This window comes from Psychrobacter sp. UBA3480 (assembly GCF_002377945.1).
GTDB lineage: Bacteria > Pseudomonadota > Gammaproteobacteria > Pseudomonadales > Moraxellaceae > Psychrobacter.
Window position 1 is genome coordinate 1 of sequence record NZ_DFQV01000022.1, and the last position, 26662, is coordinate 26662.

The window sequence follows — 26662 nt, forward strand, 5'->3', positions numbered from 1 at the left end:
GCCACTGGCATGAAACCTTTAACTGTGAAGGCTTGGCGTGAGCAAGGAACAGGGATTGTAGCTCAATTTGAGCAGATTCCTGATCGTAATGTTGCTGAGACTATGAACGGTGTTACCGTTTGGGTCGAACAAAACGTCCTGCCTGAAACCGCTGAAGACGAATATTATTGGTCGGATTTGGTCAGTCTGCGCGTGATGAACGAGCAGGATGAGTATCTAGGTAATATCACTGAAATGTTTGAAACCGGTGCCCATGACATCATGCGTGTAACGGCAAATTCAGACAGTTTAGACAATGAAGAACGCCTGATTCCATGGCATAAGCAAACTGTAATAGAAGTCAATATGACTGAAAAAACAGTGCTTGTGGCATGGCCGAGTGATTACTGATAGCGTTTCTGGCTTTTTAGTCAGACGTTGTTAGTACTTACACCGATTGTTTTAGCCTTAACGCAAGTAGACATCAGATGTATTTTGCCGTAATTAGTATTTTTCCTGAGATGTTTGCCACGATTCGTGAGTTTGGAATCACGGGCCGAGCAGTGACTCAAGAGCAAGTTACGATTGAATGCATTAATCCACGTGATTATACCACCGATAACTATCGCCGTATTGATGAGCGCCCTTATGGGGGTGGTCCTGGGATGGTGATGATGGCTGAGCCATTATCGAAAGCCATTGAGGATGCACGATTGCGTGCCAGTCAGCATGGTTGCCGTGTCGATAGTGAGCACTGTCCGGTGATTTATATGTCGCCGCAAGGACAGACGCTTAGTGAGAGTAGCGTAGTCAATATGACTGATTACGATGGCATGATTTTATTATGCGGTCGTTATGAAGGTATTGACGAGCGTTTACTATCACAATATGTCGATATGGAAGTATCGTTAGGTGATTACGTGTTGACTGGTGGCGAGTTGCCAGCAATGGTGCTAATGGATAGTGTGATACGTCGTCTGCCCGATATCATGGGTGATGACAAGTCAGCGGAGCAAGACTCTTTTGTCGATGGCTTGCTTGACTGTCCACACTATACTAAGCCGCATGAGTTTGCGGGTATGGCGGTTCCTGAGGTATTACTTTCAGGTCACCATGCCAATATCGCTAAGTGGCGTTTTAGTCAGCAAGTCAGTCGTACGCAAACGCGTCGTCCAGACTTATGGCAAGCGTTTACCCCAACGGTAGAGCAAGCGAAGTGGTTGAAAGCATTGGCCAAAGCAGATAAAAAGTAGGTTTTTAAAATCTAATTTTATCGTTACGAAGTTTGATAAACAGTTAAGAAACAGAATTTTGAGCAATAATAAAACGAGTCATAGCATAGTGGCCGTTGGTTATAACCCATTTACGTTGTGTCTCACTATAAAGAGATGCGATTAATTATTACAAACAGGTGATATGCGTCAAGCCTCTATTATCTAATGTGAGGAGATAACTCTCATGAGCAACAAGCATCCATTGGTTCAGGTCATCGAAAACGCTCAATTGCTTGAGCGCCCAAGCTTTGCACCCGGCGATACCGTTGTGGTACAAGTAAAAGTACGTGAAGGTGAGCGTGAGCGTTTACAGGCTTTTGAAGGCGTTGTAATTGCTAAGCGTAACCGCGGTTTAAACTCAGCGTTTACCGTACGTAAAATCTCAAGCGGCGTTGGCGTTGAGCGTGCATTCCAATTGCATTCACCAATCATCGAGAGCATCGAAGTGAAACGTCGCGGTGCTGTTCGCCGTGCGAAACTATACTACTTACGTGAGCGCTCTGGTAAATCAGCACGTATCCGCGAAAAACTTGGTGCTCGTCCAGTTGCTAAGAAAAAAACTGACGCTGGCGTACCTGATGCAGTTGATACTGCACCTGGTATCTAAGCACAAGTTTGCCGTTTTGAGTTAGTCCTATAATTTTAGGATTGGCTCAAGACAAGGTAATAGTAGATACAAGCCCTTATTCATAGGTTTATTTATAAATAAGCGGGCCATACCAAAAAAGACGAAACCCCAATCTATGCGAAAGCTAGATTGGGGTTTTTGTATGTGTAGCATTAATAATCTGAGTTTTATCAGCTCTAATACTATCAGCTCTAATAGTGCCAGTTATAAGCTAAAGCTTATTGAGCATCAAATGTATCGATGCGATTTACTTGCTCTTTGGACTTACTGTATTTGCGCAGTCTAATGTATAAAGTCTTGGTGACGGTTGCGATTAGCTTTTGCTGTTCATCAACGATGTCGACTTTATACTCACGGAAGACCGCTTCGCCCTCTTTTGCCAGCTCTTGAATAGTGATGATTTCAGAACTAGGTATTTTCATACGTGCAGTGACTTTACTATTGCCAGGCGCAATAAAATCAATATGTGAGCTTTTGTCCCACACCACGTAATTGCTACCCAGTTGATGCATCAGCATGAGCATATAAAAAGGGTCAACCATTGAATATAAGCTACCACCGAACTGAGTACCGACGATATTTTTGTTCAGAGTGTTTAGTCCCATGCTGACTACGCACAAACCCTGATCGAGACTGATATGATCGATTTTGATACCTGCACCAATGTATGGTGCATAAGTATTAAGGCGCAGCTTTAATAAATGCGGTGTAAGCAATGGCATGATGCTTTGCTTGGCTCGACGTTTCAAAGTCTCAAGGTTGGTAGGTAATACGCTCATAAACTTGTCCTGTTGCCTTTTTTCTCAATTTTTTGATTGTATCAATAATGCGGTTTTACACAGTATCACTGAGAAATAAATCGATAAAAAGTATTTATCATAATTAAAAAGTACTCAGCCTGCTAGCTCTAAAGCGTAACCAAAATGACATATTTATGCCCACTTATAAGTAACGATCGTTATTTATTATAACTATCTTTGCTATTCATCTATGTGATAAAAATCCACCTAGATGTAAATCATTATCAATAAAACGGTCGTTTATTCTAATTCAAAGTCTATAATAGAAAGATTTTTTCCTCATGGTTTTCTATTAAGGTTAATTTTGTCTCAAATAGAAACTTTAGTTTATATATTATAATGAGATACATAGTATCTTTAAATGGTTTTAGGTTCGCATTTCATCAAGTCTTGGCATACAATAGTTCGCAGTTTGTAATAGGCGCTTTGGTCTATGACATTAGAGCAGAGCGTGTGTAGTCAATTAAAGACGTAATCGACACAAGGAAATGTGATGAGTAACCCTCAGACCCCCTCTTCAGGGTCTAATACGCCGACCTCGAACGTAAACCACGACAGTCAAGTACAAGGCAGTTATGTAGATTTGCATAAGCCCAGTTCTAGTTTCGACAGTCGTGATGCTTATTTAAACCATGAACTACAAATCATGCAGCCGAAACGCTGGCGTCCTAATTTACCATTCCGTGATTACCGTTTTGAATACGAAGATACTATTCCAGCAATGGCCGCGACCATCGGTAAAGTTGTCATGGTGGGCGCCATTGCAGCAACCTTTGCAGGTCCACTCGGCTTAGGTGATGCATTTGTTCTAGAAAACGTGCGCTATGAGCTATTGATCGTCTCCTTCTTTATTATCTTATTTTCGGGCTTTCTATTGCCGACGGCCAACCTTGCTGGTACTCACGGCCCACTTATTCCTCTGATTCCTATTGTGGTAGCAGCTGGTGGGCACCCGATGGCCTTTGGTTTGCTTATCGGTGCTTTTGGTCTGCTCCTCGCAATTAGTAAAGGGGGGAGTCTGCTTGCTAACTTGACCAGTAAAGGTGTGTGCGGTGGCCTCTTGATTTACTTGGGCTTTATCGGTACCACGTCACAGGTCAAAAATCTCTTTGCTTGGGCAGAAGGGATTGGCATGTCGCATATCGCTTTCTTTATTATTCTGGCGACTATCCTGCTATATGCATTGCTTGAGCATTGGCAAAAACGCTGGCTCGCGGTTCCGCTAAGCTGTGTGTTAGGTGGTGGCCTTGCATTTGCATTGGGCGCACCTTTTGCGTTCAAAACAGCACCAGGTCTACCAAACATGAATCCAATGTATTGGTGGGGCGAGAACACAGGTTGGATGTTAGGTCTGCCGACGATTGAAAGTTTCATTGTAGTATTACCGTTTGCTATTTTGGCCGTGGCAATGTGGTCGCCAGATTTCTTGGGCCATCAAGTATTCCAAAAAATCAGCTATCCTAAGCGTACTGAAAAAGTACTTATGGATATCGATGACACGATGACCAGTGCTTCATTTCGTCAGGTAGTCGGCTCTGTATTGGGCGGCGCCAACTTTGCGTCATCGTGGGGAACGTATATTGTTCCTGCAGCGATTGCTAAACGTCCTATTCCTGCTGGCGCTTTATTGACAGCTCTATTCTGTATTATCGCAGGTGTCTGGGGCTATCCAATGGATTTGGCCATTTGGCAACCAGTGATGTGTGTGGCTTTGATCGTTGGGGTGTTTATTCCATTACTAGAAGCTGGTATGGAAATGACGCGCGAAGGTAAAACCACGCAGTCTGCTGCAATTGTGGTATTTGCGTCGGCATTGGTTAACCCAGCCTTTGGTTGGTCGCTCACGTTGTTGCTTGATAACTTGGGCTTGATTGGCTCTAAAGAGCGTAGTGCCAATTTGACTAAGATGAGCCGCTGGATCATACCAGGCATTATGTTTGTGGTACTGACAGGCGTCATGGCTATCGTCGGTATGCTGCCGGGTATCCCAGCATTGATGGCAAACTTCCGTCATTAGTAGTATGTTGTTACATACACGATAATAGAACAAACTAAGCCGGCGAAAGCTGGCTTTTTTATGGGTAGCGCTGCGATAATAATTGGCTTGTAAAACAATGACTCCCGCCCCATAACTAGCAGTATTACTAAGATTTTTAAGAGCAATAAATTCTATGGTTAATGTCTCAGAATCGAGTCCTGTCGATGATAAAAAAGCCCGTCTTAAGCATTTGATTAAACGCCTACCTAACTTGCCAGGGGTGTATAAGATGCTGGGTAAGAACGGCGACATCTTATACGTTGGTAAAGCTAAGTCGCTAAAAAGCCGAGTAAATAGCTATTTTGCCAAGACGATAGATCATCCAAAGACGCGGGCGCTAGTGGCGCGGATTCATAATATTGAGACTATTATCACGCGTAGTGAAACCGAAGCGCTGTTGCTTGAACAGAATCTAATCAAAGAACATCGACCGCCCTATAACGTGCTGCTGCGTGATGATAAATCCTATCTTTATGTGTTTATCTCAGCCGATAAGCCTTATCCACGTTTGGCTTACGGCCGCGGCAAAGGCAATCACCAAAAGGGTCGATTCTTTGGCCCGTTTCCCTCTGCACATGCGGCAAAAGAAACGCTAGTATTGATGCAAAAAATGTTTCAAATGCGTCAATGTACCAATACCTTTTTTAAGCAGCGTCAGCGTCCTTGCCTTGAGTATCAGATCAAACGTTGCCGTGCGCCCTGTGTTGGCTTGGTATCGCCAGAAGAGTACGCAGAAGATGTGAATAATACGATTCGTTTTCTAAAGGGCGACTCTAGCGATATTCATAGTACGCTGATTGAAAAGATGGAAGCGTCAGCTGAAGCGTTAGATTTCGAAAAGGCGGTATTTTATCGCGATCAGCTGTCTATGCTACGTGAAGTACAAGCAAGGCAAGCGGTCTATACCGTACAAGGTGAGGCAGATGTGATTGCCATTGCTAGTCAGGCTGGCATGACCTGTGTGAACGTGCTGACGGTACGTGGTGGCCGTGTATTGGGTGGAAAAAATTATTTCCCAGATGTGGATAGTAGTGAGTCGTTAGCAGACAATTTATCGGCTTTTATTACGTCATTTTATTTCCAAGTGACCGATGATTTGCCTGCCGAAATCATATTGAGCCATCAGATACCAGATCAAGTGGCAGTGAGTGAAGCATTGGCAACGCACTTTGGCAATAAAGTAGTTATCAAGACCAACGTGCGTGAGCACCGTTCAGAGTGGCTAGACTTAGCCACACTGAATACCAGTAATGCATTAAAAACCAAACTTGGCGATTATTTAGAGCTGCATGCGCGCTTTGGCGCGCTAAAAGACGTATTGGCGACTGTCGCTGATCGGACGATTGATCGTATTGAATGCTTCGATATCTCACATACGATGGGTGAGGCGACCATTGGTAGCTGCGTGGTATTTGATCAAGGTGGCTCGCGTCGTCGCGATTACCGTCAGTATGCTATCCATGATATCCAAGGTGGCGATGACTATGCAGCGATGAAACAAGTACTGACTCGACGTTATAAAAAGCAGCCGTTACCGGATTTGCTATTGGTTGATGGTGGTAAAGGTCAGCTTGGTATTGCCAAAGAAGTATTAATTGAATTGGGTATTCTTGGCGACACCTTGCTCATCAGTGTGGCAAAAGGGGAAGGGCGCAAGGCTGGGCTTGAGGTATTGCACTTTATCGATCACGAACCGTTAGATTTACCGATGGATAGCAAAGCATTGCACTTGCTGATGCATATTCGTGATGAGGCGCATCGTTTTGCGATTACCGCTCACCGTAAAAAACGCGATAAGCGTCGCTCGTCATCAGTACTAGAGGTAATACCGGGACTGGGTGAAAAACGTCGTCGTGACTTACTCAATCACTTTGGTGGTATGCAGCAGCTGCTTGGCGCTTCACAGCAGGAGTTGGCAGGCGTACAAGGCATCGGACCAGTACTCGCAAAAACGGTTTATAAAGTATTGCATGAGTAATGGATTAGATATTATCAAGCAGCAGTTTTTATTGATTGTCTACAAATAAAACTGTGTGAAGATTAAATAAAAAAAGGGGCAGTCTTAGATAATTCTACTTATCCAAGATTGCCCCTTTTTTAATAGGCTTTTACTACTTATCAGTTGTTACTTTATAAGTGGTAAATTTAAAGTTTAAATCACTTTTTTCATCGTGCATCTGCTCAGATTCGTCTGCTACTTTAAAGCGTTCTGGCAGCTCAGGATAAAATGCATCGCCGTCAGCAATATCAGTACCTACATGAGTCAGCTCAATACGGTCGGTGTACATCAGAGCGTCACTAAATACTCGCTCACCGCCTATCACCCAAATCGTATCGAGATGCGCGCCATGTGCTAGGCTAGCTGCTTGTGTCAGAGCATCGTCTAGGTTGTGTACCACATAGGCGTTGCTGCTATCTGCGAGACCTTTTGTCTCAGCATAATCCATCTGTGTCGTGACAATAAAGCTCACACGCTTGGGTAATGGTTTGCTACCCATCGACTCAAATGTCTTACGACCCATAATCACGATACCTTGAATCTTGCTATCATTTTCTTTGGTCGTCATGCTTTTGAAATGTTGCAAATCTGCTGAGATATGCCACGGTAGCTCATTGTTTTTGCCGATACAGCGATTGCTACTAATAGCAGCGATTTGGGCAACTTCGGTATGGGCATAGCTCATAATATATCCTTTTTATTGTATTTTTAAATCTTGCTTTTATTTAGCGTAGTTAACCAGACTAACTTTATACGGCAACTTTGGCTTTGATAGCAGGGTGCGACTCATAGTCATTGACACTAATGTCTTCGTATTCAAACGCAAATATGTCTTTTACTTCAGGGTTCAAAGACAATGTCGGCAGTTTATATAGCGAGCGCGTCAACTGTAGCTCAGCCTGCTCACGGTGGTTTTGGTAAATATGACAATCACCACCTGTCCAAACAAACTCTCCAACTTCTAAACCACACACCTGCGCGATCATATGAGTCAATAGCGCATAGCTCGCAATGTTAAAAGGCACGCCTAGGAATAAGTCAGCCGAACGTTGATACAGCTGGCATGACAGCTTATTGTCTGCGACAAAGAACTGAAATAACGTATGACATGGTGGTAGGGCTACTTGCTCTGCTTCACCTGGATTCCAGCCAGAGACAATCAAACGGCGTGAATTCGGATTGGTCTTTATCTGTTCAACGACTTGTGCGATTTGATCGACGCCATCAGCGTTATAACTGGCATCTTCATTTTTGGTCGCACCATAGTTACGCCATTGATGACCATAGATAGGACCCAGATCACCAGCAGGTCTGTTAAAGCGCGCGGTCTGTTCTGCTGTTGCCCACTCATTCCAGATACGAACGTTATTCTGTTGTAGATAGTCAACATGAGTGCTGCCACTTAAAAACCATAATAGTTCATAAGCGATAGATTTAAAGTGAACTTTTTTGGTCGTTAGCAGTGGAAAGCCTTCTGCTAAGTCAAAGCGTAGCTGTGCGCCAAAATGGCTAAGCGTACCAGTACCAGTACGATCACCTTTTTCAGTGCCATTGTCGAGAACGTGGCGTAGCAAATCTAAATAGCCTTGCTCGTTATTACTTTGGGTGCCATTGATCATAAAATGCTCTTTAGTTACTGCTGACAGTGCATACAGGCTAGATGGGTAGTTGATATATACACTGTCATTATTGAAAGTATTGCTAGGGTAGGCGTGTTGACAGCATACCCTATTTTAAGTCCTCAACCTTTATCATAAAAGTGTAAGCTTAATAAGCAGCTTGCTTACCCCAGTCGTAGATGCCGCGTTTGTAAGCGTAACCGATCAAGAACAGACCGATAATTATCATTGGGGCGCTTAGTATCTGACCTTTGGTCATCCAACCTAGCAAGATGAATCCTTGGTCGATGTCTGGCTGGCGGAAGAACTCAATGATAAATCGGCTAAAGCCATAACCAAGCATAAAGACACCAGTCACTGCCATACGAAGACGGGGCTTTGATGAGTACCACCACAAGAATAGAAACAACAGTAGACCTTCTGCAAAGGCTTCATACAATTGAGACGGGTGACGAGGCAACAGGTACTGACCATTGACTTCAGTCATAAGGTTTTGTAGCGCAGGATTGGCTTGTAGCTGCTGCATATCAACACTAGCGGCCTGCGGGAAGTAGGTCAACCAGTTATAGCCACCGTCAGAGACACGGCCCCATAGTTCGGCATTGATATAGTTACCAATACGTCCGAACAATAAACCAGTTGGTACACAAGGAACGACAAAATCGAGCACTTGGAAAGGTGTCTTCTTATATTTACGGGCAAAATACAGCATACCCAACATGACACCAATCAGGCCGCCATGAAATGACATACCGCCTTCCCAGACTTTGAACAGATAGGCAGGGTTTTGAAGCAGTTCACCGAACTGATAAAACAATACATAGCCGACACGGCCACCTAATATCACACCAAGTGCGCCAAAAAACACTAGGTCGGAGACCATATCTGTCGTCCAGCCTTCACGCTTGGTACTGCGATACCATGCTAGTCCGTAGGCGGCGGCAAATGCCAACAAATACATCAGCCCATACCAATGGACTTCGACAGGTCCAACTGCTAATGCTACAGGATCGTACTGAGGATGAATCATCATAAGGGCATCATAATATTGATAATAAAATGCTGACTATAATAGCAAATTTCGTTCGCTGGGCATACATAATTGCTCTAGTGCTAATCAGAGTGTATGAGTGATTTGAGTTTTTGAGATGGTACAGAATGTATAGGCTAAGAGTCAAAAAGGATAAGAAGTGAGGTGAAAAAAGTGACTTTAATCAAGGAGTGTTTTCGTGATGATATGTAATCTTGGTAGCTAGCAGCTTAGGATAAGAACGCTATTTTTAGCATTATCGAGCGTTCACTACCAATTTGTATTATTACATTTATTATTAAAAGAAATTAGATGGCGACTAAATCTTGTACTTTGTTTTCGACCATCGTGTCGCCTGCACCTTGTGAGACTACCTTGCCGCGTGATAGTACCGTGTAATTGTCAGCAAGCTCTTCAGCGAATTCATAGAATTGCTCAACCAGTACAATGGCCATGTCACCTTTGTCAGCCAAGTCACGTAGGACGCGGCCAATGTCTTTAATGATAGAGGGCTGAATACCTTCAGTTGGCTCGTCTAAAATTAACACAGTCGGCTCGGAGGCTAGGGCACGGGCGATAGCAAGCTGCTGCTGCTGACCACCAGACAGATCACCACCGCGGCGATGTTTCATCTCATCTAGTACTGGAAAAATATCGTATAAATGTTTGGGAACGTGTTTTGCCTTACTGCGTGAAAACTTGGCCATACCAATTAATATGTTCTCTTCTACAGTCAGTGTCGAAAAAATATCGCGTCCTTGTGGTACATAAGCTAGACCTGCTCGGACACGTTGCTCTGGGGACATCTTGCTGATATCTTTATCATTGAGCAAAATCTCTCCTGATTTAATCGGTAGTATCCCCATCAAGCATTTAAGCAGAGTAGTTTTGCCCACGCCGTTACGTCCAAGTACCACGCTGCATGCGCCTACAGGCGCTGTAAACGAGACGTCTCGTAAAATATGACTGCCGCCGTAATACTGGTTGATATCGTTCACTTGTAACATGGCTGTCTCCTAAACTCTAAAACTTTTCTAATATTTTAAAGGGAATGTTCGTTTGGCTCGTCTAGATGATTCGTTCTGTTATCGACCTAAGTAGGACTCAATCACTGCTTCATTGGCTTGTACTTCAGCTAACGTACCTTCGGCCAAAATCGCCCCTTGTGCCAATACCGTGACTTTTTCACTGATGGCATCGATAAAGGTCATGTCATGTTCGACTACTACTAATGTATGGTTCTTTTTGAGCCGTAGACACAGCTCAGCGGTATGTTCTGTTTCGGCATCGGTCATGCCTGCTACAGGTTCATCAAGCAAAATGAGCTTGGGGCTTTGCATCAGTAGCATGCCAATCTCTAACCACTGTTTCTGCCCATGTGAAAGCAAACCAGCTGGCTTGTTGATCTTATCGGTCAGGCGGATTTGCTGTAGAGTCGCGTCGAGGGTATCGCGAGTATCAGCATTGAGTTTGTTAAATAAGCTTTTGACCACACGTTTGTCTTTCGGTGCAGCAAGTAACAGATTATCCATTACGGTAAAATTTTCAAAGACAGTAGGTTTTTGAAACTTACGGCCGATACCAGCTTCAGCGATTTGTTCGGTAGATAAGCTGGCAAGGTTATGAGTCTGACCAAAAAACACGCTGCCTTCGGTAGGGCGGGTTTTACCCGTAATGACATCCATTAGCGTGGTTTTGCCAGCGCCGTTTGGGCCGATGATACAGCGTAGCTCGCCTTCTTCGATATATAGAGACAGATTATTGAGTGCGCGAAACGAATCAAACCAGACGCTCACGTCTTCTAAGTACAGAGCAATACCATGGCTAAAATCGACGCCTGATTTTTTGGGATGACTGAGACCGTCACGTCCATCAGTATGATCATATTCAGACAGCGCTTTGGTCGATTGTTCAGTCGATGAGGACTTATCGTTTAGCATTATTGTTTCTCCTTTTTGAATCGATCGAACAAGCCCATAATGCCATTGGGTAAAAACAACGTCACGACGACGAACAATCCACCTAATATCAATAGCCAAAACTCAGGGTAGGCGACGGTAAAGTAGGTTTTCACAGCATTTACCACACCAGTTCCTAAAATCGCGCCAATTAAGCTTCCTCTACCACCAGTCGCTACCCAGACGGCTATCTCAATTGAGTTCACAGGGTTCATCTCACTCGGATTGATAATGCCTACTTGCGGTACGTATAGCGCACCTGCGATACCAGCGATGACGGCGGACAGCACCCAAGCGGATAGCTTGTACCACAGCGTACGGTAGCCCAAATACTGCAAGCGGTTTTCGCTGTCACGAATCGCACCAAGTACGCGCCCATAAGGTTGGTTCATTAAATGACGCAAACCCATATAAGAGACTAACAATGCTAAGACAGTGACAAAACACAGCATTGAACGAGTAGAGGCAGCGGTAATGTCGTAGCCGAGTAAGGTGGTAAAACCAGTAAAGCCATTGTTACCGCCGAAGCCCGTCTCATTACGGAAGAACAGCAAGGCTGCTGCATAGACCATAGCTTGGGTGATGATAGAAAAATAAACGCCTTTGATTTTGGAGCGAAAAGCAAAGAAACCAAAGATAAAAGCAACCAAGCCAGGCACTAATACGACCAGTGCGACTGCCCACCAAAAGTGCTGCGTGCCAGCCCAATACCATGGCATCTCAGTCCAGCTCAAAAATCGCATAAAATCAGGAAGCGCGTCGCCCGCTGTCTCACGTGTTAGGTACATGCCGAATGCATAACCACCCAAGGCAAAGTACAAGCCATGTCCCAAGCTCAAAATACCGGCATAGCCCCAGACGAGATCTAGCGCCAAAGCGACCATGGCTAGCGCCATAATCTTGCCAATCAGGGTAATCCAGTAGGCTGAAAGGTGAAAAGCTGAGGTCTCTGGCATAAGATGTAGCCAAGGCAGTATCAGTAGTACGGCAAAACATAAGCCAATTAAAACAGCACTACGCGGCGTATCAGACAGTAATTTGGTCAGTATCATAGAAGTCTCCTTATTCGACAAAGCGGCCTTTGAGTGCAAATAAACCTTGTGGCCGTTTCTGAATAAACAGAATCACAAGAACCAACAACACAATCTTAGCCAATACCGCACCGATACCAATCTCAAGTACCGTACCGCTGACTCCAAGTCCCAAGGCGGCCAATACTGCGCCCCATACTTGACCGACACCGCCGACGACGACGACCAAAAACGTATCAATGATATAGGTTTGGCCCAAGTCAGGACCCACGTTGCCTACTTGGGCAAGTGCACAGCCAGCCATACCAGCCAGCCCAGAGCCCAAACCAAATGCCATCATATCGATACGTGCAGAGGGGATACCGACAGCATGTGCCATCTGGCGATTTTGAGTGACAGCTCGTATAAATAAACCAAAGCGGGTTTTGTTGAGCAAGTACACCAGTAGCGCCACGACAATGACGGTAAAGCCAATAATGGCGATACGGTTATAAGGCAGTACGAGGCTTGATGACACTTGGTACGCGCCGCTTAACCATGCCACGTTACTGACTTCAACGTTCTGAGCACCAAAAATCATCCGTACCAACTGCATCAAAATCAGACTGACGCCAAAGGTCGCCAGCAAGGTCTCTAGCTCGCGGCCATATAGCGGACGAATCACGATACGTTCAATAATCATGCCGATGATGGCACTGACTAAAAAAGCAGCTGGAATAGCAGCAAGCAAATACCAACCAGCCATATCTGGCATGTAAGCTTGAAAGAAGTTTTGCACCATATAAGTGGTATAAGCACCAATCATAATTAGCTCACCGTGCGCCATATTGATAACGCCAAGTAAGCCAAAGGTAATGGCAAGACCAAGCGCCGCTAGCAGTAAAATACTAGCGGTACTCATGCCAGTGAAAATATGCCCCGTCCATGTGCTGATTTCGATACGCCGTGACACGCTAGATTCAGCATCGATAAGCGCTGCTTCAAGTGCAGAATCTAAATTATCAGCGGCAAGGGCAGACTCGATATCGACCAATACTTGTGGGTTATCACTATCTGCAAGTAGATTGACCGCTGCAATCTGAGTGGGTAGGTCGCCGTTTTTGAAATCAATACGAGCTTGTAGTGCCGTTAGTGCTTTTTGAACTTTAGCGCTGTCTTCATTTGCCGCTGCTGTCGTAATAATGGCTGGATCTACTTGGTCAATATTATCGGCTAAAATCTCTACAGCTTGTAGGCGCTGTGCTGGTTTGTCAGATTCCAGCTTTACCTTGGCTTGACCAAAGATGAGCGCTGAGCGTAGGGCATTGGTCAGGGTGATTTGTGATAAATCACTAGGCCAGTCCGCCGTTTCTTTTTTATCAGGATAAGTAAACAGCTGGTCATCTTTATTAAGTAGATACGTTTGCCCACCGTTGCCTTGATATAGCTCATCATTGGCAATAAATTCAACCAAACTATCTAAACTCTCAGCGGATCCTGGCCAATCACTTAGCATGGCTTGACGCTTACTAAAATCACCCGCCACAAATTGTTGAATGGCATCACCTGAATTTGTAGTTGCTGTCGAAATATTTGAGATGCTGGCTTGAGTAGAAGTGGCTACGTTGACAGGTGTGACCAAGGATTGCTCACTATGAGCGGTATCCGTATCGTGGTCATGTACTTGACCATCATGATCGGCATACGCCATGGTTGTAAAAGTTGTTATACATAATGCCATCAATGCAAGTAATCGCAGAGGCGCATAAATTGAAAAACGAGCCGCATACTGCATGACTTCACTGGCTGATGCTTGTGGGTTATTTCCATTTTTGGACGATGTTGGCCCTACAAACGGGCGTAAAGTATGGTGCTGCATGTGCGGCTCCCTGTTTTTCACAGACAACAAACCCTTAGCCACTACTACTTAACGGATTAAGCGATAGAAGAGTTGATAAGGTTTGGTGTTATTTAAAAGTTAAGAATAAGTGTTGAAAATAAATGTGAAAAGTAGGCGTTAGGATTGTTATTGGTATCGTTTATCCATCCGCCTACTATTCAATTACTATCCATGTTTTTTTTCAGAACTGTCTTATTTAGGGAGTAGCCTATTTAGGAATGTACTCGCTCCATGGCTGTGCTTGGATGACTTCTGGTGTTTTGAAAATCGTATCAAACTGTCCGTCGGCACGAATTTGACCAATCATGACAGGCTTCCATAGGTGATGGTTTTCTTCATCCATTTTTAGCGTGTAGCCAGAAGGTGCATCGAACGTTTGTCCCGCCATGCTAATACGTACTTTATCGACATCAGTCGTACCTGCTTTTTCGACAGCTTGCTTCCACATGTTGATACCGACATAAGTAGCTTCCATTGGATCATTGGTCACGACTTTTTCAGCATTCGGTAGTTTTTGGTCCAATGCATACTGCTTATAGCGTTTGGTAAAGGCGCTATTGGTTGGGTTTTTGATCGACATGAAGTAGTTCCACGCCGCCAAATGCCCTTGTAGCAGACTGGTATCGATACCGCGTAGCTCTTCTTCACCGACTGAGAATGCCATGACTGGAATATCTGACGCTTTGATACCTTGGTTGGCAAGCTCACGATAGAACGGAACGTTTGAGTCGCCATTGATGGTCGAGATAACCGTGGTCTTTTTGCCCGTTGAGAATTTTTTGACGTTAGATACGATGGTTTGATAATTGCTGAAACCAAATGGTGTGTACTCTTCCATGATGTCTGCATCAGCCACACCTTTTGATTTCAAAAATGCCTTTAAAATCTGGTTGGTGGTGCGTGGATAGACGTAATCCGTACCCAATAATACAAAGCGCTCTGCACCGCCGCCTTCTTCACTCATCAAGTACTCTACTGCTGGAATGGCTTGCTGGTTTGGTGCCGCACCAGTATAAAAGATATTTTCTGATTGCTCTTGTCCTTCGTACTGCACTGGATAGAACATCAATCCGTTTAACTCTTCAACCACAGGTAATACGGATTTGCGTGATACCGATGTCCAACCGCCAAAGATAACATCTACTTTGTCTTGAGTGAGTAGCTGACGTGCTTTTTCAGCAAACAATGGCCAATCAGAAGCAGGGTCGACGACGACTGGTTCTAGCTGCTTACCCAGTACGCCGCCACTGGCATTGATTTCATCAATCGTCATCAACGCGGTGTCTTTTAGAGAGGTTTCAGAGATGGCCATGGTGCCAGACAGCGAATGTAATATGCCGACTTTGATGGTGTCGCCATCAGCAGAAGGCTCGGTGGTTGTTTCTGTGCTGGTTTCAGCGGTTGTCTCTGTCGATGCTGCAGTTTCGGCAGGTTTTTGACAACCAATAAGACTTAAGCTGCCAACGACGGCCACCGCTAGTAACGAAAAACGTGATTTGATTTTTTCGTGTGATTGAGGGTCTACTACTTGAGTGTTGGCTAAAATTGGTAACGAAAACATGGACATCTCCTAATAAATACAAAAGGTAAAATAATGTTCCTGAACAACTATTAGGAGTTCAAGTTCCGTGCCAAGTTAAAAAAGCCAATAATAGAGTAATAATTGAGCAATAATTAAGTTCTGATTAATATATTCATTAATTTAGTGCAGGATGGTAAATAAATTGCACCATAAAGGGGAGATGAACAAAAAAATGGTGCAATGTTAAAAACCAAATTTTTAAAATTGAATCGCTATCATATGAAGAGATTTATCGATAAAGGCGCTGTTTACTAAAAATGCTGTCTGTCAAAAGCATTTATTGCCAAAGACCTGCAAAACGGCTACGGTAATATCTCTAAGATAGTTACTATTTTGCGCTTTGAGCCAATGCGTGGCTGCCATGATGGATTTTACTGCTAAGGAATGATGTATGAACGCACAATTAACGGATTCGCCTGTCTCAACAGACCATGGCAGCGTATTATCACCACTTAACCAAATGACTAGATTTGCTATCCTGCCATTTGTACTTGGTAGTAGTGGCATCTTGGGATTGTCTTCGGCGCAAGCGGCCACCAGTAGCGTCGAGCAAGTGACCATTTATCAGGGGCTGGCGAGCGTGACGCGCGCATTGCCTATCACAGGTAGCGGTGAGCAAACGGTTGTGTTTTCGTGCCTGTCACCTTATATGGATAAAGAAAGCCTAAGCGTACAGGCGACAGGTAGTGTCAACGTTGGGGAAGTCAGTATCGAAGAGTTGACAGGTGAGCAGGCAGCCCAGTGCCAATATCAAGGTGACGCCAAGGTACAGACGCAGCAAAATACCTTAGCCAATATCAATGCTGAGTTAGAAGCTGCACGATTAGCAAAGGCCTACTTGCAAAATCTGACCAAAGCCACGCAAGTCAATACAGATAGCACGATTGCCAATAATGCCCGCGATATAGAAACTCAAGCGACTAGTATTAACCAAAGAATTTTAGAGATTCAACAGCGACAAGTGCGTGCCCAAGACGCACTGAACCAACTCATGGCAGGCAGCGCGACATCGACCTTTAACAAGGTGACACAGGTGAGTGTACGTACGGCAAGCCGCTCGCCAACTAGTATTAAGTTGCATTATCAAGTGCAAGGTGCAGGTTGGGAGCCTGCGTATCAAGCTCGTCTAAACACAAATAGTGACCAATTAAGTATCACAGCCTCTGCGATTATTGCTCAGCAAACTGGCGAGAACTGGACAAACGTACCACTAACACTTAGTACCGTTAATCCCAATCAAAGTACGACGGGGCAACTGCCGTATGTGCAGCGTCTGTCATTGTATGAAGAGAGCGAAGATGCTCGAGTAAGACGTGAGCTACCTATGATGGATGCGTCCCCTGTTATGATGGAAGAGCCTGCTTATAACAAAGGAGCAGGGGCAGCTATGGCGCCGCTACCTAATTTTGCGGTCAGTAGCCAAAACAAGAATGGCATCATCGAGTATCGTTTACCGCAGTTGGTCAGTATTCCGAGTGACGGGAGACGGGTACGAACCGTGATTGGGGAGCAGGCAGGTAATAGTAAGCTCTGGATTCGCAGTACGCCAAGTGTTGAGACTGCTGCCTACTGGTATGCATCAGCGCCGTTTTTGACACCGGACTGGGTCGATGGTTCGCTACAGTTGTACCGTGATGACAATTATGTGGGTCAGTCGCGTTATAATTATCAAGTGCTAAAAGAGCAGGGGATTGGATTTGGTCGTGACTCAAATATGCTCGTAAAAGAGCTGACCAATGAAGATAAGCAAGGTGAAAAAGGTGTGCTAAACCGTACGCAAACACTGACGACCACCAAAGCATATCAGTTTACCAATCAGCACAATCGTAGCGTACACTTGCAAGTACTGGGCAGTGAACCTATCAGTCGTGACGATAGTTTAAAAGTTGCGGTGACGCATACGCCGCCTGTAACTGAGCGAGATTGGAATGACAATCAAGGCATGGTAGCGTGGGAATTTGGCTTACCAAGTAAGCAATCACAAGTAATACGTTCAACCTCTCAAATTAGTTATCCTGCCAATAAATTGCTAACTGGCAATTAATAATTAATATCTATAAAGGCTACCTTATTAATAGGTAAAGTCTGAAATAATATCTTTGCCTCTATTAAGAATTACCCGCATATCAAAAATGATTATATAAAGGAAAGCTATGTGTATTGTCGCTATTGCTTGGCAATTATTTGATGAGTTACCGCTGGTACTACTGTCTAACCGTGATGAGTTTTTGCAGCGCCCAACTGAGCCGCTCCACCAGTGGTCTGACCAACCTATTTATGCTGGACGTGATAAACAAAGCAGTGGTACGTGGTTAGGCATTCATCAGCAAGCATCGCCAGCGCAGAGTCCAGAGTATTATGAACAAAATGGTCGTTGGGCTGCGGTGTTGAATTTTCGTGATGGAGTGCAAGCAAGCAGTGATGAGCGCTCACGTGGTGCACTGGTCACTGAATTCTTGACAGGGACTCTAAGTCCAATGGATTTTGCACGGCAGATTGATTTGCAAGATTATGCGGGTTTTAATCTGATTATTGGTGATGCTGTGCAAGCTGTGATCGTCAATAATCGTGGTCATGCACCCACGCCATTATATGCAGGTCTACATGTTATCTCTAACGGACAACCAGAGGACAGCTGGTTTAAGACAGAGCGGTTGCGCGGGCGACTACGTCAAGAAGTGCTGCCATTGATTGCGGAGGATAGTTCGCCTGCGTACTGGCAAGCGGCGGCTTTTAATGTCTTGTCAGATAGTATCAAAGCACCAGAAGACAAACTGCCTATTACTGGCGTGGCATTTGAAGTGGAGCAGATGTTATCGTCTATTTATATTGAACCCGTCGCTTTTGGCGATACCAAAACCAGCAAACCTACTTATGGTACCCGCACTCAAAGCATCTTAACGTTGCGCAAAGAGAGCGATGCAGATTGTATTGCTAATATTATTAGCCGAGAGTTTGACAGTCATTCAAAGTGACCGTTAATAGATAATAAAAAAACACCCACGGTAATTGCTAACATTCTAGCTACTATCGTGGGTGTTTTGAATTGTACTATTGAGTGATTCATTACATCAGCAGGTGGTTATTTTGCTCAGGAATGATCAGCTCTTGCTTTAGCGGGAGTTCGCGTACCAATTCTTGCAAGGCACGACGATAAACGCCTCGTTTAAAGTGAATCACTTGTCCGAGTGGATACCAGTAGCTGACCCATTGCCAATGGTCAAATTCAGGTTTCCCTTCATCAAAGCGGATATGTTGAGTATTTGGCTCATCTAAGCGTAGCAAAAACCATTTTTGTTTTTGCCCAATACATAAGGGATGCTGACCATGACGTACATAACGTTTTGGCAAACGATAGCGCAACCAGTCTTGCGTGACTGCCAATAAGTCTACGTGACGCGGATGTAAGCCGACCTCTTCCCAGAGCTCACGATACATTGCATCCATCGGCGTCTCCCCGCGGTCGATACCACCCTGCGGAAATTGCCAAGCGTTGTGACCAATACGTTTTGCCCACAGAACCTGCCCTTGTGTATTTGCCAAGATGATGCCGACGTTGGCGCGAAAGCCGTCTGCATCTATCATGACTAAACCTTTTAATTTGTTTAAAAATAGCTTGTTTTGACTTGAAACCGTGACAGCAATCGTAATTATTATAAGGTGATTGTTATCGATATTCGCTCAAAACAAGATTCATTACCGTTATTAAACCAAGAAACAAGCAAAATGTGTAACAGTATTTTGCTATAAAATGTTTCACGAGTTTTACCTTTTAAAATCAACTATTTATAAGCAAACTTTTGTAGGTTTTTATATGGCATTTTTAGGCAAGTGTTGAAGAGGAGTAATAGGCGGATGGACATACGATTATTCAGTAAACTATCGAACTTCAATATTCTGATATATATAAAGTGGTAAAAGCATAGATTTCACTGGCGAGCTAACAGCAAAACAATGAGCCTATAAAATCTTGCTTTGGCTTATGCTACACTAGCTGGGCAATATACCATTCACACAATAATAATAGGCAATACGCCATTTAAAATAAGGAACATCTACAATGTCAGAATCAAAAGCAAGCGTCATATGGCAAGAGAATAAAGCCTTTATGGGTGTGTCACCATCAGGACATAATGTACAAATCGATGCTGATAAAGAAAAAGGCTCAAGCCCGATGGAGCTGATTTTGCTAGGACTAGGTGGTTGCGCCAGTTATGATGTCGTAGAGATTTTACAGAAATCACGCCAAGCAGTGACGGATGTACGTTGTGAGCTAACCGCCCAGCGCGCTGAAACCGTACCAGCGGTCTATACCGATATTCATATGCATTTCATTGTCACTGGTCAAGAGGTCAAAGAAAAACAAGTCGAAAAAGCCATCCAGTTATCAGCAGAAAAATACTGTTCTGCCAGCCGTATGTTAGTAGCAGGTGGGGTCAATATCACCCATGACTTTGAAGTGGTTGCAGGCTAGGGACTTATATAATGATAAGTGCATTCTTTGAGTTGGTAACTGATAAAGTGGCGTCTGCCATTTTAGCCATGGTGGTAGCAAGTCTACTGCCATGGGCGGTGTCAGTCGTTGCAAAAGTATCTGGTGGCTTTAGAATCAGAAATAATGCACATCCTCGCGAATTTTTTCAAAATGCGACAGGCATGGCAGCACGTGCTAATGCAGCACAGCAAAACAGCTATGAAACCTTGCCAGTGTTTTTGGCGGCGGTGATAGTCGCTATGCTGTTCTTTGTGCCGCAGTCGATTATTAACGTATTGGCTTGGTTGTATGTGATGATACGAATTGGTTTTTGTGTGGCGTATATTACTAATTTGGCAATGTTCCGCTCTATCCTCTGGGTACTATCAATGGCATGTTGTCTAATGCTATTTTATTTAGCGATACGAGTCAGTGTATAGTAAAAATACCCGTAACTACCGAAACGCTCAAATACAAGCAGGTGATTAATCTCGTACGCTTGCTTGTAGGGCGCTAATAATCACCGCTTTATTTTTCTCTCGTTTGATACCTTCCCACATTGTTTGCGCCTCAACATAGCCTTTGGTGAGCATACCTAGCCATTGCTTATAGCGTCCGACTAACACCACGTCGTTCTTTGCCTCACCTTCCAAAAACTTAATCTGATGGGCAATCAAATCTTGCCATGACAATGTAGCCATATTCTCTACGCTGTCAGTACTGTTTTCAGTATCATTATCAACCTGTGCCACTAAATCAGGACGCGTTACTGCGCCGCGACCTAACATCAAATGCGATGTACCTGCTTGTGTCATACAGTTTTGCGCATGCTCAAAGTTCCAAATTTCTCCATTGGCAATGACTGGAATATCGAGCGCATTAAAACTTTGAATTTTGTCCCAATAGGCGGGCGGCTTATAGCCTTGGGTCTTAGTGCGTGCATGGATGGTTAGCCAATCAGCACCGCTAGAAGCAATCGCGCCGCGAATATCATCCATTCGGCTAGTGTCGGTATAGCCCAGACGAATCTTAGCTGATACTGGTATATGGGCGGGAACGGCTTGGCGTACGGCACTGATAATCTGATACATTGTTTCAGGTTCATCTAATAATACAGAACCACCGCGATGACTATTGACCGTTTTTGCAGGACAGCCAAAGTTGATGTCGATAGCAGGCGCGCCAAGCTCACAAGCGTACGCGGCGTTTTCGGCCATAAGCTGTGCTTCGCTACCCAGAATTTGTACATGAATAGGCGTACTAGAGGCCGTTTTGGCATCATGATGTAGCTCAGGCACATATTTATAAAACACGTGTGCAGGCAAGACGTGCTGAGTGATACGAATAAACTCACTAACCGACCAATCATAAGGACGACCCAAGTCAGACGCAATTTGAGTTAAGATTTGACGCATTAATGGATCGGTTAAGCCCTCCATAGGCGCGAGCAAACGCACGGGAGCTGCAAATAACTGGTTAATAGTATTTTGACGCGTTTGAAGTTGCTGGCTATTATTCATGCTGGTGATTCACTGCTAAAGGGTCGTTATAAGAGAGATTGAATAAAACTTGAAGCTGACCGAGGTGTAGGGTAATTAAGTATTACCAAAAATCACTTTTTTGCCCGTCTGTAATCCTGATATCAAGTCTTTAATATTGTGAATATCCAAATTGCTTTGCGCGCGAGTACAAGCGACATAGAGCAAACGCAGCTCTTCTGGACTGATCTTGACCGCATTGGTGGTCACATCGTAGTAAAAATCATCATCTAACTGCACTTTTCCCCATTCAAGCCCTTTGGCTTTATGCGCGGTAGAGATGACGTAATCCGCATTTTCGATACTGGTGAGACTATTGACCGCTTGGCTCAAGACGTTGGTACCGTGGTCATCGACGAGCTTGACCAGTGTTTTGAGATCACTACCCTCATTGGTTTCGGCGTACTCTTGCACATCACCCCAGTTATAAAAATAAGCCAGCTCAGGTACACCGTAAGCTGATTTACCGTTTTTTAAGTTTTCGGCTGCTTGACAGAATTTGAGCATACGATCGGTATCCGCTTGTAGCGCCACGCGATGCCCGTGCTTTAGCCCTGTCAACAGTTGTGACATGGCAGCAGCATTGGTACGGCACAAAATAGCATCTTTCTTACTATGTACCATACCCTTATCGGTAGAGGACTGCTTATTCGGATTGCCTTTTAGCGGTACGTCCTCTTGTAGTGCTTTTAATAGAGTATTGGCCACTTCTGCAATCGGCTCGCCAAAGCGAAAAGACTGCGTCAATAATGTCTGCGGTAATGGCAACTTTTTCATGGCATTGACTGCGCCGCGCCATTCATAAATCTGCTGATGCGCGTCGCCCACATAGATGACTTGTCTCGACTGCTGCGTCAAGATACCCATCATCAATGGGTCGGCATCCTGTGCTTCATCAAATAAGATAAAGTCCGCTGGAATACTAGGCTTAGATAGTGCCCACAGCTTGAGATAAATATCATGGCCAATACCAGCAGGGTGACGCGCATCAATCGACTGTAACCAACGCTGCTCAACAGCAGGGTAGAGCATCTCGCGTAGCTGTTCCGCATCTGAGTCATCGAGCCAGCTTGGGAAAAGTATGTGCCTTGGCGCAGGGTAGCTAGCATGCGTACTACAGAAATTACTGACCGCGTCGCTGACGAACCGAGACAATCGTGCGGGTGTCAGCGTGATGTATTTATTGATCCCATCCATTTGTCGACGTACTTGCACAGGCTGTAGTCCCAAATCATCACCGAGGCGCTTGGGTGAAAAGCGTGGCAAAGATAGCTTGGCGGTAATATCACGAGCGACATGACGATAAGCTAATGAGTGAAAAGTACGGCATTCTACATGCGGTGGAAACTTTGAACGAGCATCATTGGCAATCGCTTTGTTAAAGGCCAGATATAGTCCGCGGCCACGTAAGCGCTCACCGATTAGCTTGAGCGTCGTTGTCTTACCGGCACCCGCATAAGCGACCACTTTAAACGACTTGTGATCCATCGCCATATTCAGCGCGCTCAGCTGCTCGTCAGTGGGATCGCTCATATAAGCTGGCATAGATGCGGACATAATAAAGCTACCTAAATACAAAAATTGAATTAAAAACAAAAGGGGCAAAAAAAGCCACTGGGTAAACAATGGCTTATAGATGAGGGTGATGCTAAAGCGTGATAGTAAGCAATCAGCTTACTAATGAGGCAAGAATAAAACGGTGTAATGGTAGTTTAACGCATAGCTATATGTAATCAATAACTTTATTTTAGTCTGGATTAGACTGGTAAGTGTTTTATTCTTTATTTGTCGACACGAGAGTAGGACTGGGCTCTTCTTTGATTAAAATCTTTGCCAAAAACAAACCAAGCTCAAACAACAACCACATCGGAATCGCTAGCATGAGCATCGATACGCCATCGGGCGGCGTGACAACGGCAGCCACAGCAAAACAGCCCACAATGATATAACGACGTTTTTCTTCTAAGCTCTGAATGGAGACAATACCTGCCAATATCAATAGCAAAGTAACGACTGGAATTTCAAACGTTAAGCCGAATACCATAAATAATTTTAAGGCAAAACTAAGATAGCTGTCGATATCCGTCATGGGTAGTACGTTTTGCGGGGCAAACATAATGAAGAACTTTAAGACCCCTTTGAGCACAATAAAGTAAGAAAAAGCCACACCAGCATAAAACAGAAATATAGAGGATAGCAGCACTGGAATGGCGATTTTCTTTTCTTTTTTATACAGACCGGGCGCTACAAATGACCAAATTTGATAAAGGATATAGGGCATCGCCAAAAACGCGGCTACGAATACGGTCAGACGTATCGGTGCCATAAAGTTTGACGTGATATCGGTGGCAATCATGGTCGAATTGGCGGGTAACTGCGCAACCAGTGGGTCAGATAAAAAGTTGTATAGCTCGCGCGAATATCCAACTAAACCTAAAAATATTATCAGTACTGCCACACATATTTTGATCAAATGCCGACGCAGCTCAATCAAATGCTCGGTAATAGGCATATCAGCCAAAGGGCTTAAAACATCATCTGATTTTTTATCTTGAGTGGTATTGGTCGTTGCTGAAGTATCTTGATTAAGAGTGTCTTTATTAAAGGTGGTTTGATCAATAGCTTCTTGAGCAATAACATCTTGGTCAGTAATGGCAGAAACAGCGATTTTCTCTTGACGACTTTTTTTGCGCTTGAATAATGACATCAATCAGTCTCCTGTTTATGGTCAGAAGTCTGCATGTTGGTAGGACTGTTGAGTAAGGCATCCGCTTTATAGTTTGGCACATATGGTGGCATTGGGAGCCGACGTGCTTTGTCATAAGCACCAAGTCGAAACCACATATTTTCCCACGGTCGGGTAGTGATGGTCTGAACAACTGGCGCTGCCTTGGCATTATCGCTCACATTTGCATCATCTATATTGTCACCGCTGTGACCACGCTTCGATAATTGACCGTTTTCTAATGTATCTGGCTGCTCGTCAGTGGTATAAGCATAGTCGAACGCTTTTGGCGTGGCTGACGGCTGTTTTTGTATGTGGCTATTTTTATGAGCTTCGTCACCCTTGCTGTTTTCAGCATTCGTAGATGCTTCAGAAGCTATCGAAGCAGGACTATGTGAGCTTTCAAAAGCTTTCATATTGCCGCGCATTTCAGCCATCTCACGCCTCATTTCCGCTTCGGTCTGGCGAATTTTGGCGAGCTCTTTTTGCATTTGCTGACGCGTCTCAGCCAAGTCAAGCTCAGCCTCTATTTCAGACTGCAATGTTGAGACTGTGCGGCGAATTTTGGCGTACCATTGCCCAGCTGTGCGCGCTGCCTGCGGCAGTTTTTCTGGGCCCAGTACGATTAGGGCGATAACGCCAAAGAGGAGTAGTTCAGAAAACCCGATATCAAACATAATGGTCCGATGTCACTGTTTAGATGCTATACGTTATGCTTATCATCAACCTTGGTGGTTGAGCGCTCTTCAGTGTGTGCCGTTGCATCGTGGTCAAGAACCGCGTGTTTTTTGGCATGCTCTGTATTTTCATCTTTAACAGCTTCTTTAAAGCCTTTGACAGCACCGCCCAAATCTTTACCAGCATTTCTGAGTTTTGAGGTGCCAAACACGACAACGACAACGACCAATAGTATCAGCCAATGTGTAATAGAAAAACTACCCATAATGGTATCCTTGTGACTTGGTTTTGTGACTTGGTTTTCAGTCTTTATATGCCTGCTTTTAGTTTGCAAAAAGGTCTATCTAGCAAACAAAAAGCATCGACATATAATGCGAGATAAAACAGAGCTATATTATAACCTGCACTTATTACAAATAGGTGAAAGCAACAATAATCTAATAAAATAGACGTTTATTTTTTATTTAGGCTTATCTAGCGGCTTTTTCATCGATACCGGATAACCCAAAACGTCTGCCTAGCTCGTTTAACACAGCATCCGACTCTATATCAAACCATGCTAGCCCAACCAAGGTATGGAACCAGACATCGGCGACTTCATAGATCAGCTCATGACGCGCTTCATCGTAGCTTGCTTTGTCTGTACTCTCATCGCAGTTAGCAAAATCTTTGGCAGCGATGATACTCTCTGTGCTCTCTTCACCAACTTTTTCTAATATCTTATTTAATCCTTTAGCATATAGACTGGCCACATAAGAGCTGTCGGCATCGGCTTGTTTGCGCTCTGCTAATACGCTATCAAGCTGCTGTAGTACAGAGGCTTTATCGACTTGTGCTTGAGCAATATCAGGTTGTGCCTGGATAGTATCCGAGTCAGTATTCGCGCCAGTGTTTTCAGTTTCATGAGTGTCGCTAGTAGATTCATGAAACTGATAAATATCCGCAGGGTCTTTTAATACTTTATCGACGGTCTGCCATTCAGGCGTTTGACCTGATAAATCCAGACGTTGATAAAAGCAAGACTCACGTCCTGTATGGCAAGCAATGCCACCAGCCTGAGTGACACTAAGCACAATCACATCTGCATCACAGTCTAGACGAATATCATGCACAGTTTGTGTATGGCCTGATGACTCACCTTTATGCCACAGCTTGGCACGTGAGCGTGAAAAATAAACCGCTGTCTGTGTTTGTGCAGTGAGCTGTAATGCTTCTGCATTCATCCACGCCATCATCAAAATACGACCTGTCTGATGATCTTGAGTAATTGCAGGAATCAAACCATCATCATTAAAAGTTACGGCAGTCAGCCAAGCAGGTAAAGTCATAATGTATTTGTCGTCTTATAGGTAGAAAGTGAAAAAGAGTGATAAGCAATTATACTACTTATGATTAAAGCGGGGAGATTATCTGAAATGCTCTGCAATATG

At 44.3% G+C, this 26662-nt stretch carries 25 protein-coding genes; 9 read left to right on the forward strand and 16 right to left on the reverse strand.

Features of this window, described 5'->3' with window-relative positions:
- The 3 genes from rimM to rplS form a co-directional block, all read left to right on the forward strand.
- Positions 1–390: ribosome maturation factor RimM (gene rimM / locus B2863_RS10235; protein WP_296210090.1), on the forward strand; the 390-nt coding region annotated here is incomplete at its 5' end.
- 77 nt (positions 391–467) lie between these two features.
- Entirely contained in the window at positions 468–1232 is a 765-nt protein-coding gene (gene trmD / locus B2863_RS10240; RefSeq protein ID WP_102092093.1) for a tRNA (guanosine(37)-N1)-methyltransferase TrmD, read from the forward strand.
- Positions 1233–1437: 205 nt separating this feature from the next.
- A complete protein-coding gene (gene rplS, locus B2863_RS10245) occupies positions 1438–1860 on the forward strand; it encodes a 50S ribosomal protein L19 (protein WP_057761981.1) in 423 nt (140 codons plus the stop codon).
- Between the two features lie 239 nt (positions 1861–2099).
- On the opposite strand, the gene B2863_RS10250 is transcribed toward rplS, so the two are convergent.
- Positions 2100–2660: a DUF4442 domain-containing protein gene (locus B2863_RS10250; protein ID WP_296210096.1), complete on the reverse strand. Its 561-nt coding sequence runs from the start codon at positions 2658–2660 to the stop codon at positions 2100–2102.
- A 514-nt stretch (positions 2661–3174) separates the two neighbouring features.
- On the opposite strand from B2863_RS10250, the gene B2863_RS10255 reads away from it, so the two are divergent.
- Together B2863_RS10255 and uvrC are read left to right on the forward strand one after the other, a co-directional pair.
- Positions 3175–4698, forward strand: a complete 1524-nt coding sequence (locus B2863_RS10255; protein WP_290178531.1) for a DUF3360 family protein — start codon at positions 3175–3177, stop codon at positions 4696–4698.
- 154 nt (positions 4699–4852) lie between these two features.
- Positions 4853–6697, forward strand: coding sequence for an excinuclease ABC subunit UvrC (gene uvrC, locus B2863_RS10260; RefSeq protein WP_296210102.1), 1845 nt, complete (start codon positions 4853–4855; stop codon positions 6695–6697).
- Positions 6698–6830: 133 nt separating this feature from the next.
- Here uvrC and B2863_RS10265 read toward each other — a convergent pair whose 3' ends face one another.
- From B2863_RS10265 to urtA, 8 genes are all read right to left on the reverse strand, one after another.
- Positions 6831–7403 (reverse strand): dihydrofolate reductase, encoded by a 573-nt coding sequence (locus tag B2863_RS10265; protein ID WP_296210105.1) that lies wholly within the window; start codon positions 7401–7403, stop codon positions 6831–6833.
- Positions 7404–7467: 64 nt separating this feature from the next.
- Positions 7468–8337 carry a thymidylate synthase gene (locus tag B2863_RS10270; RefSeq protein WP_296210108.1) on the reverse strand — a complete coding sequence of 290 codons (870 nt, stop codon included), beginning with the start codon at positions 8335–8337 and terminating at the stop codon, positions 7468–7470.
- Between the two features lie 148 nt (positions 8338–8485).
- Entirely contained in the window at positions 8486–9370 is an 885-nt protein-coding gene (gene lgt / locus B2863_RS10275) for a prolipoprotein diacylglyceryl transferase (RefSeq protein WP_296210110.1), read from the reverse strand.
- Positions 9371–9675: 305 nt separating this feature from the next.
- Positions 9676–10374 carry an urea ABC transporter ATP-binding subunit UrtE gene (gene urtE / locus B2863_RS10280; protein WP_057761967.1) on the reverse strand — a complete coding sequence of 233 codons (699 nt, stop codon included), beginning with the start codon at positions 10372–10374 and terminating at the stop codon, positions 9676–9678.
- 78 nt (positions 10375–10452) lie between these two features.
- Positions 10453–11262: an urea ABC transporter ATP-binding protein UrtD gene (gene urtD / locus B2863_RS10285; RefSeq protein ID WP_339343442.1), complete on the reverse strand. Its 810-nt coding sequence runs from the start codon at positions 11260–11262 to the stop codon at positions 10453–10455.
- 44 nt (positions 11263–11306) lie between these two features.
- Positions 11307–12377 (reverse strand): urea ABC transporter permease subunit UrtC, encoded by a 1071-nt coding sequence (urtC, locus tag B2863_RS10290; protein WP_296210117.1) that lies wholly within the window; start codon positions 12375–12377, stop codon positions 11307–11309.
- Between the two features lie 10 nt (positions 12378–12387).
- Complete coding sequence (urtB, locus tag B2863_RS10295) at positions 12388–14046, reverse strand: urea ABC transporter permease subunit UrtB (protein ID WP_414706937.1); 1659 nt, start codon at positions 14044–14046, stop codon at positions 12388–12390.
- Between the two features lie 397 nt (positions 14047–14443).
- Positions 14444–15796 carry an urea ABC transporter substrate-binding protein gene (gene urtA, locus B2863_RS10300; RefSeq protein WP_296210120.1) on the reverse strand — a complete coding sequence of 451 codons (1353 nt, stop codon included), beginning with the start codon at positions 15794–15796 and terminating at the stop codon, positions 14444–14446.
- 412 nt (positions 15797–16208) lie between these two features.
- Between urtA and B2863_RS10305 the strand changes: the two genes are divergently transcribed.
- A complete protein-coding gene (locus tag B2863_RS10305; RefSeq protein WP_296210123.1) occupies positions 16209–17861 on the forward strand; it encodes a DUF4139 domain-containing protein in 1653 nt (550 codons plus the stop codon).
- Between the two features lie 109 nt (positions 17862–17970).
- Positions 17971–18792 carry an NRDE family protein gene (locus B2863_RS10310; protein WP_296210127.1) on the forward strand — a complete coding sequence of 274 codons (822 nt, stop codon included), beginning with the start codon at positions 17971–17973 and terminating at the stop codon, positions 18790–18792.
- Between the two features lie 91 nt (positions 18793–18883).
- Here B2863_RS10310 and B2863_RS10315 read toward each other — a convergent pair whose 3' ends face one another.
- Complete coding sequence (locus B2863_RS10315) at positions 18884–19402, reverse strand: RNA pyrophosphohydrolase (protein ID WP_057761956.1); 519 nt, start codon at positions 19400–19402, stop codon at positions 18884–18886.
- A gap of 475 nt (positions 19403–19877) precedes the next feature.
- Here B2863_RS10315 and B2863_RS10320 point away from each other — a divergent pair, with 475 nt between their 5' ends.
- Positions 19878–20291: an OsmC family protein gene (locus B2863_RS10320; protein WP_201549050.1), complete on the forward strand. Its 414-nt coding sequence runs from the start codon at positions 19878–19880 to the stop codon at positions 20289–20291.
- An 11-nt stretch (positions 20292–20302) separates the two neighbouring features.
- On the forward strand, positions 20303–20731 hold the full coding sequence (locus B2863_RS10325) for an MAPEG family protein (protein WP_414706936.1): 429 nt from the start codon (positions 20303–20305) through the stop codon (positions 20729–20731).
- A 45-nt stretch (positions 20732–20776) separates the two neighbouring features.
- On the opposite strand, the gene B2863_RS10330 is transcribed toward B2863_RS10325, so the two are convergent.
- The 6 genes from B2863_RS10330 to hisI all read right to left on the reverse strand — a co-directional run bounded on the left by B2863_RS10330 (position 20777) and on the right by hisI (position 26560).
- Entirely contained in the window at positions 20777–21811 is a 1035-nt protein-coding gene (locus B2863_RS10330; protein WP_296210138.1) for a tRNA dihydrouridine synthase, read from the reverse strand.
- A gap of 75 nt (positions 21812–21886) precedes the next feature.
- Positions 21887–23386, reverse strand: coding sequence for a UvrD-helicase domain-containing protein (locus B2863_RS10335; RefSeq protein ID WP_179799124.1), 1500 nt, complete (start codon positions 23384–23386; stop codon positions 21887–21889).
- A gap of 217 nt (positions 23387–23603) precedes the next feature.
- Positions 23604–24536, reverse strand: a complete 933-nt coding sequence (tatC, locus tag B2863_RS10340; protein ID WP_296210144.1) for a twin-arginine translocase subunit TatC — start codon at positions 24534–24536, stop codon at positions 23604–23606.
- Positions 24536–25231, reverse strand: coding sequence for a Sec-independent protein translocase protein TatB (tatB, locus tag B2863_RS10345; RefSeq protein ID WP_296210147.1), 696 nt, complete (start codon positions 25229–25231; stop codon positions 24536–24538). The genes tatC and tatB overlap by 1 nt, the downstream gene beginning before the upstream one ends.
- A 26-nt stretch (positions 25232–25257) precedes the next feature.
- Positions 25258–25497: a Sec-independent protein translocase subunit TatA gene (gene tatA, locus B2863_RS10350; RefSeq protein ID WP_057761945.1), complete on the reverse strand. Its 240-nt coding sequence runs from the start codon at positions 25495–25497 to the stop codon at positions 25258–25260.
- A 205-nt stretch (positions 25498–25702) separates the two neighbouring features.
- Positions 25703–26560 (reverse strand): phosphoribosyl-AMP cyclohydrolase, encoded by an 858-nt coding sequence (hisI, locus tag B2863_RS10355; protein ID WP_296210150.1) that lies wholly within the window; start codon positions 26558–26560, stop codon positions 25703–25705.
- Positions 26561–26662: the final 102 nt, after the last annotated feature.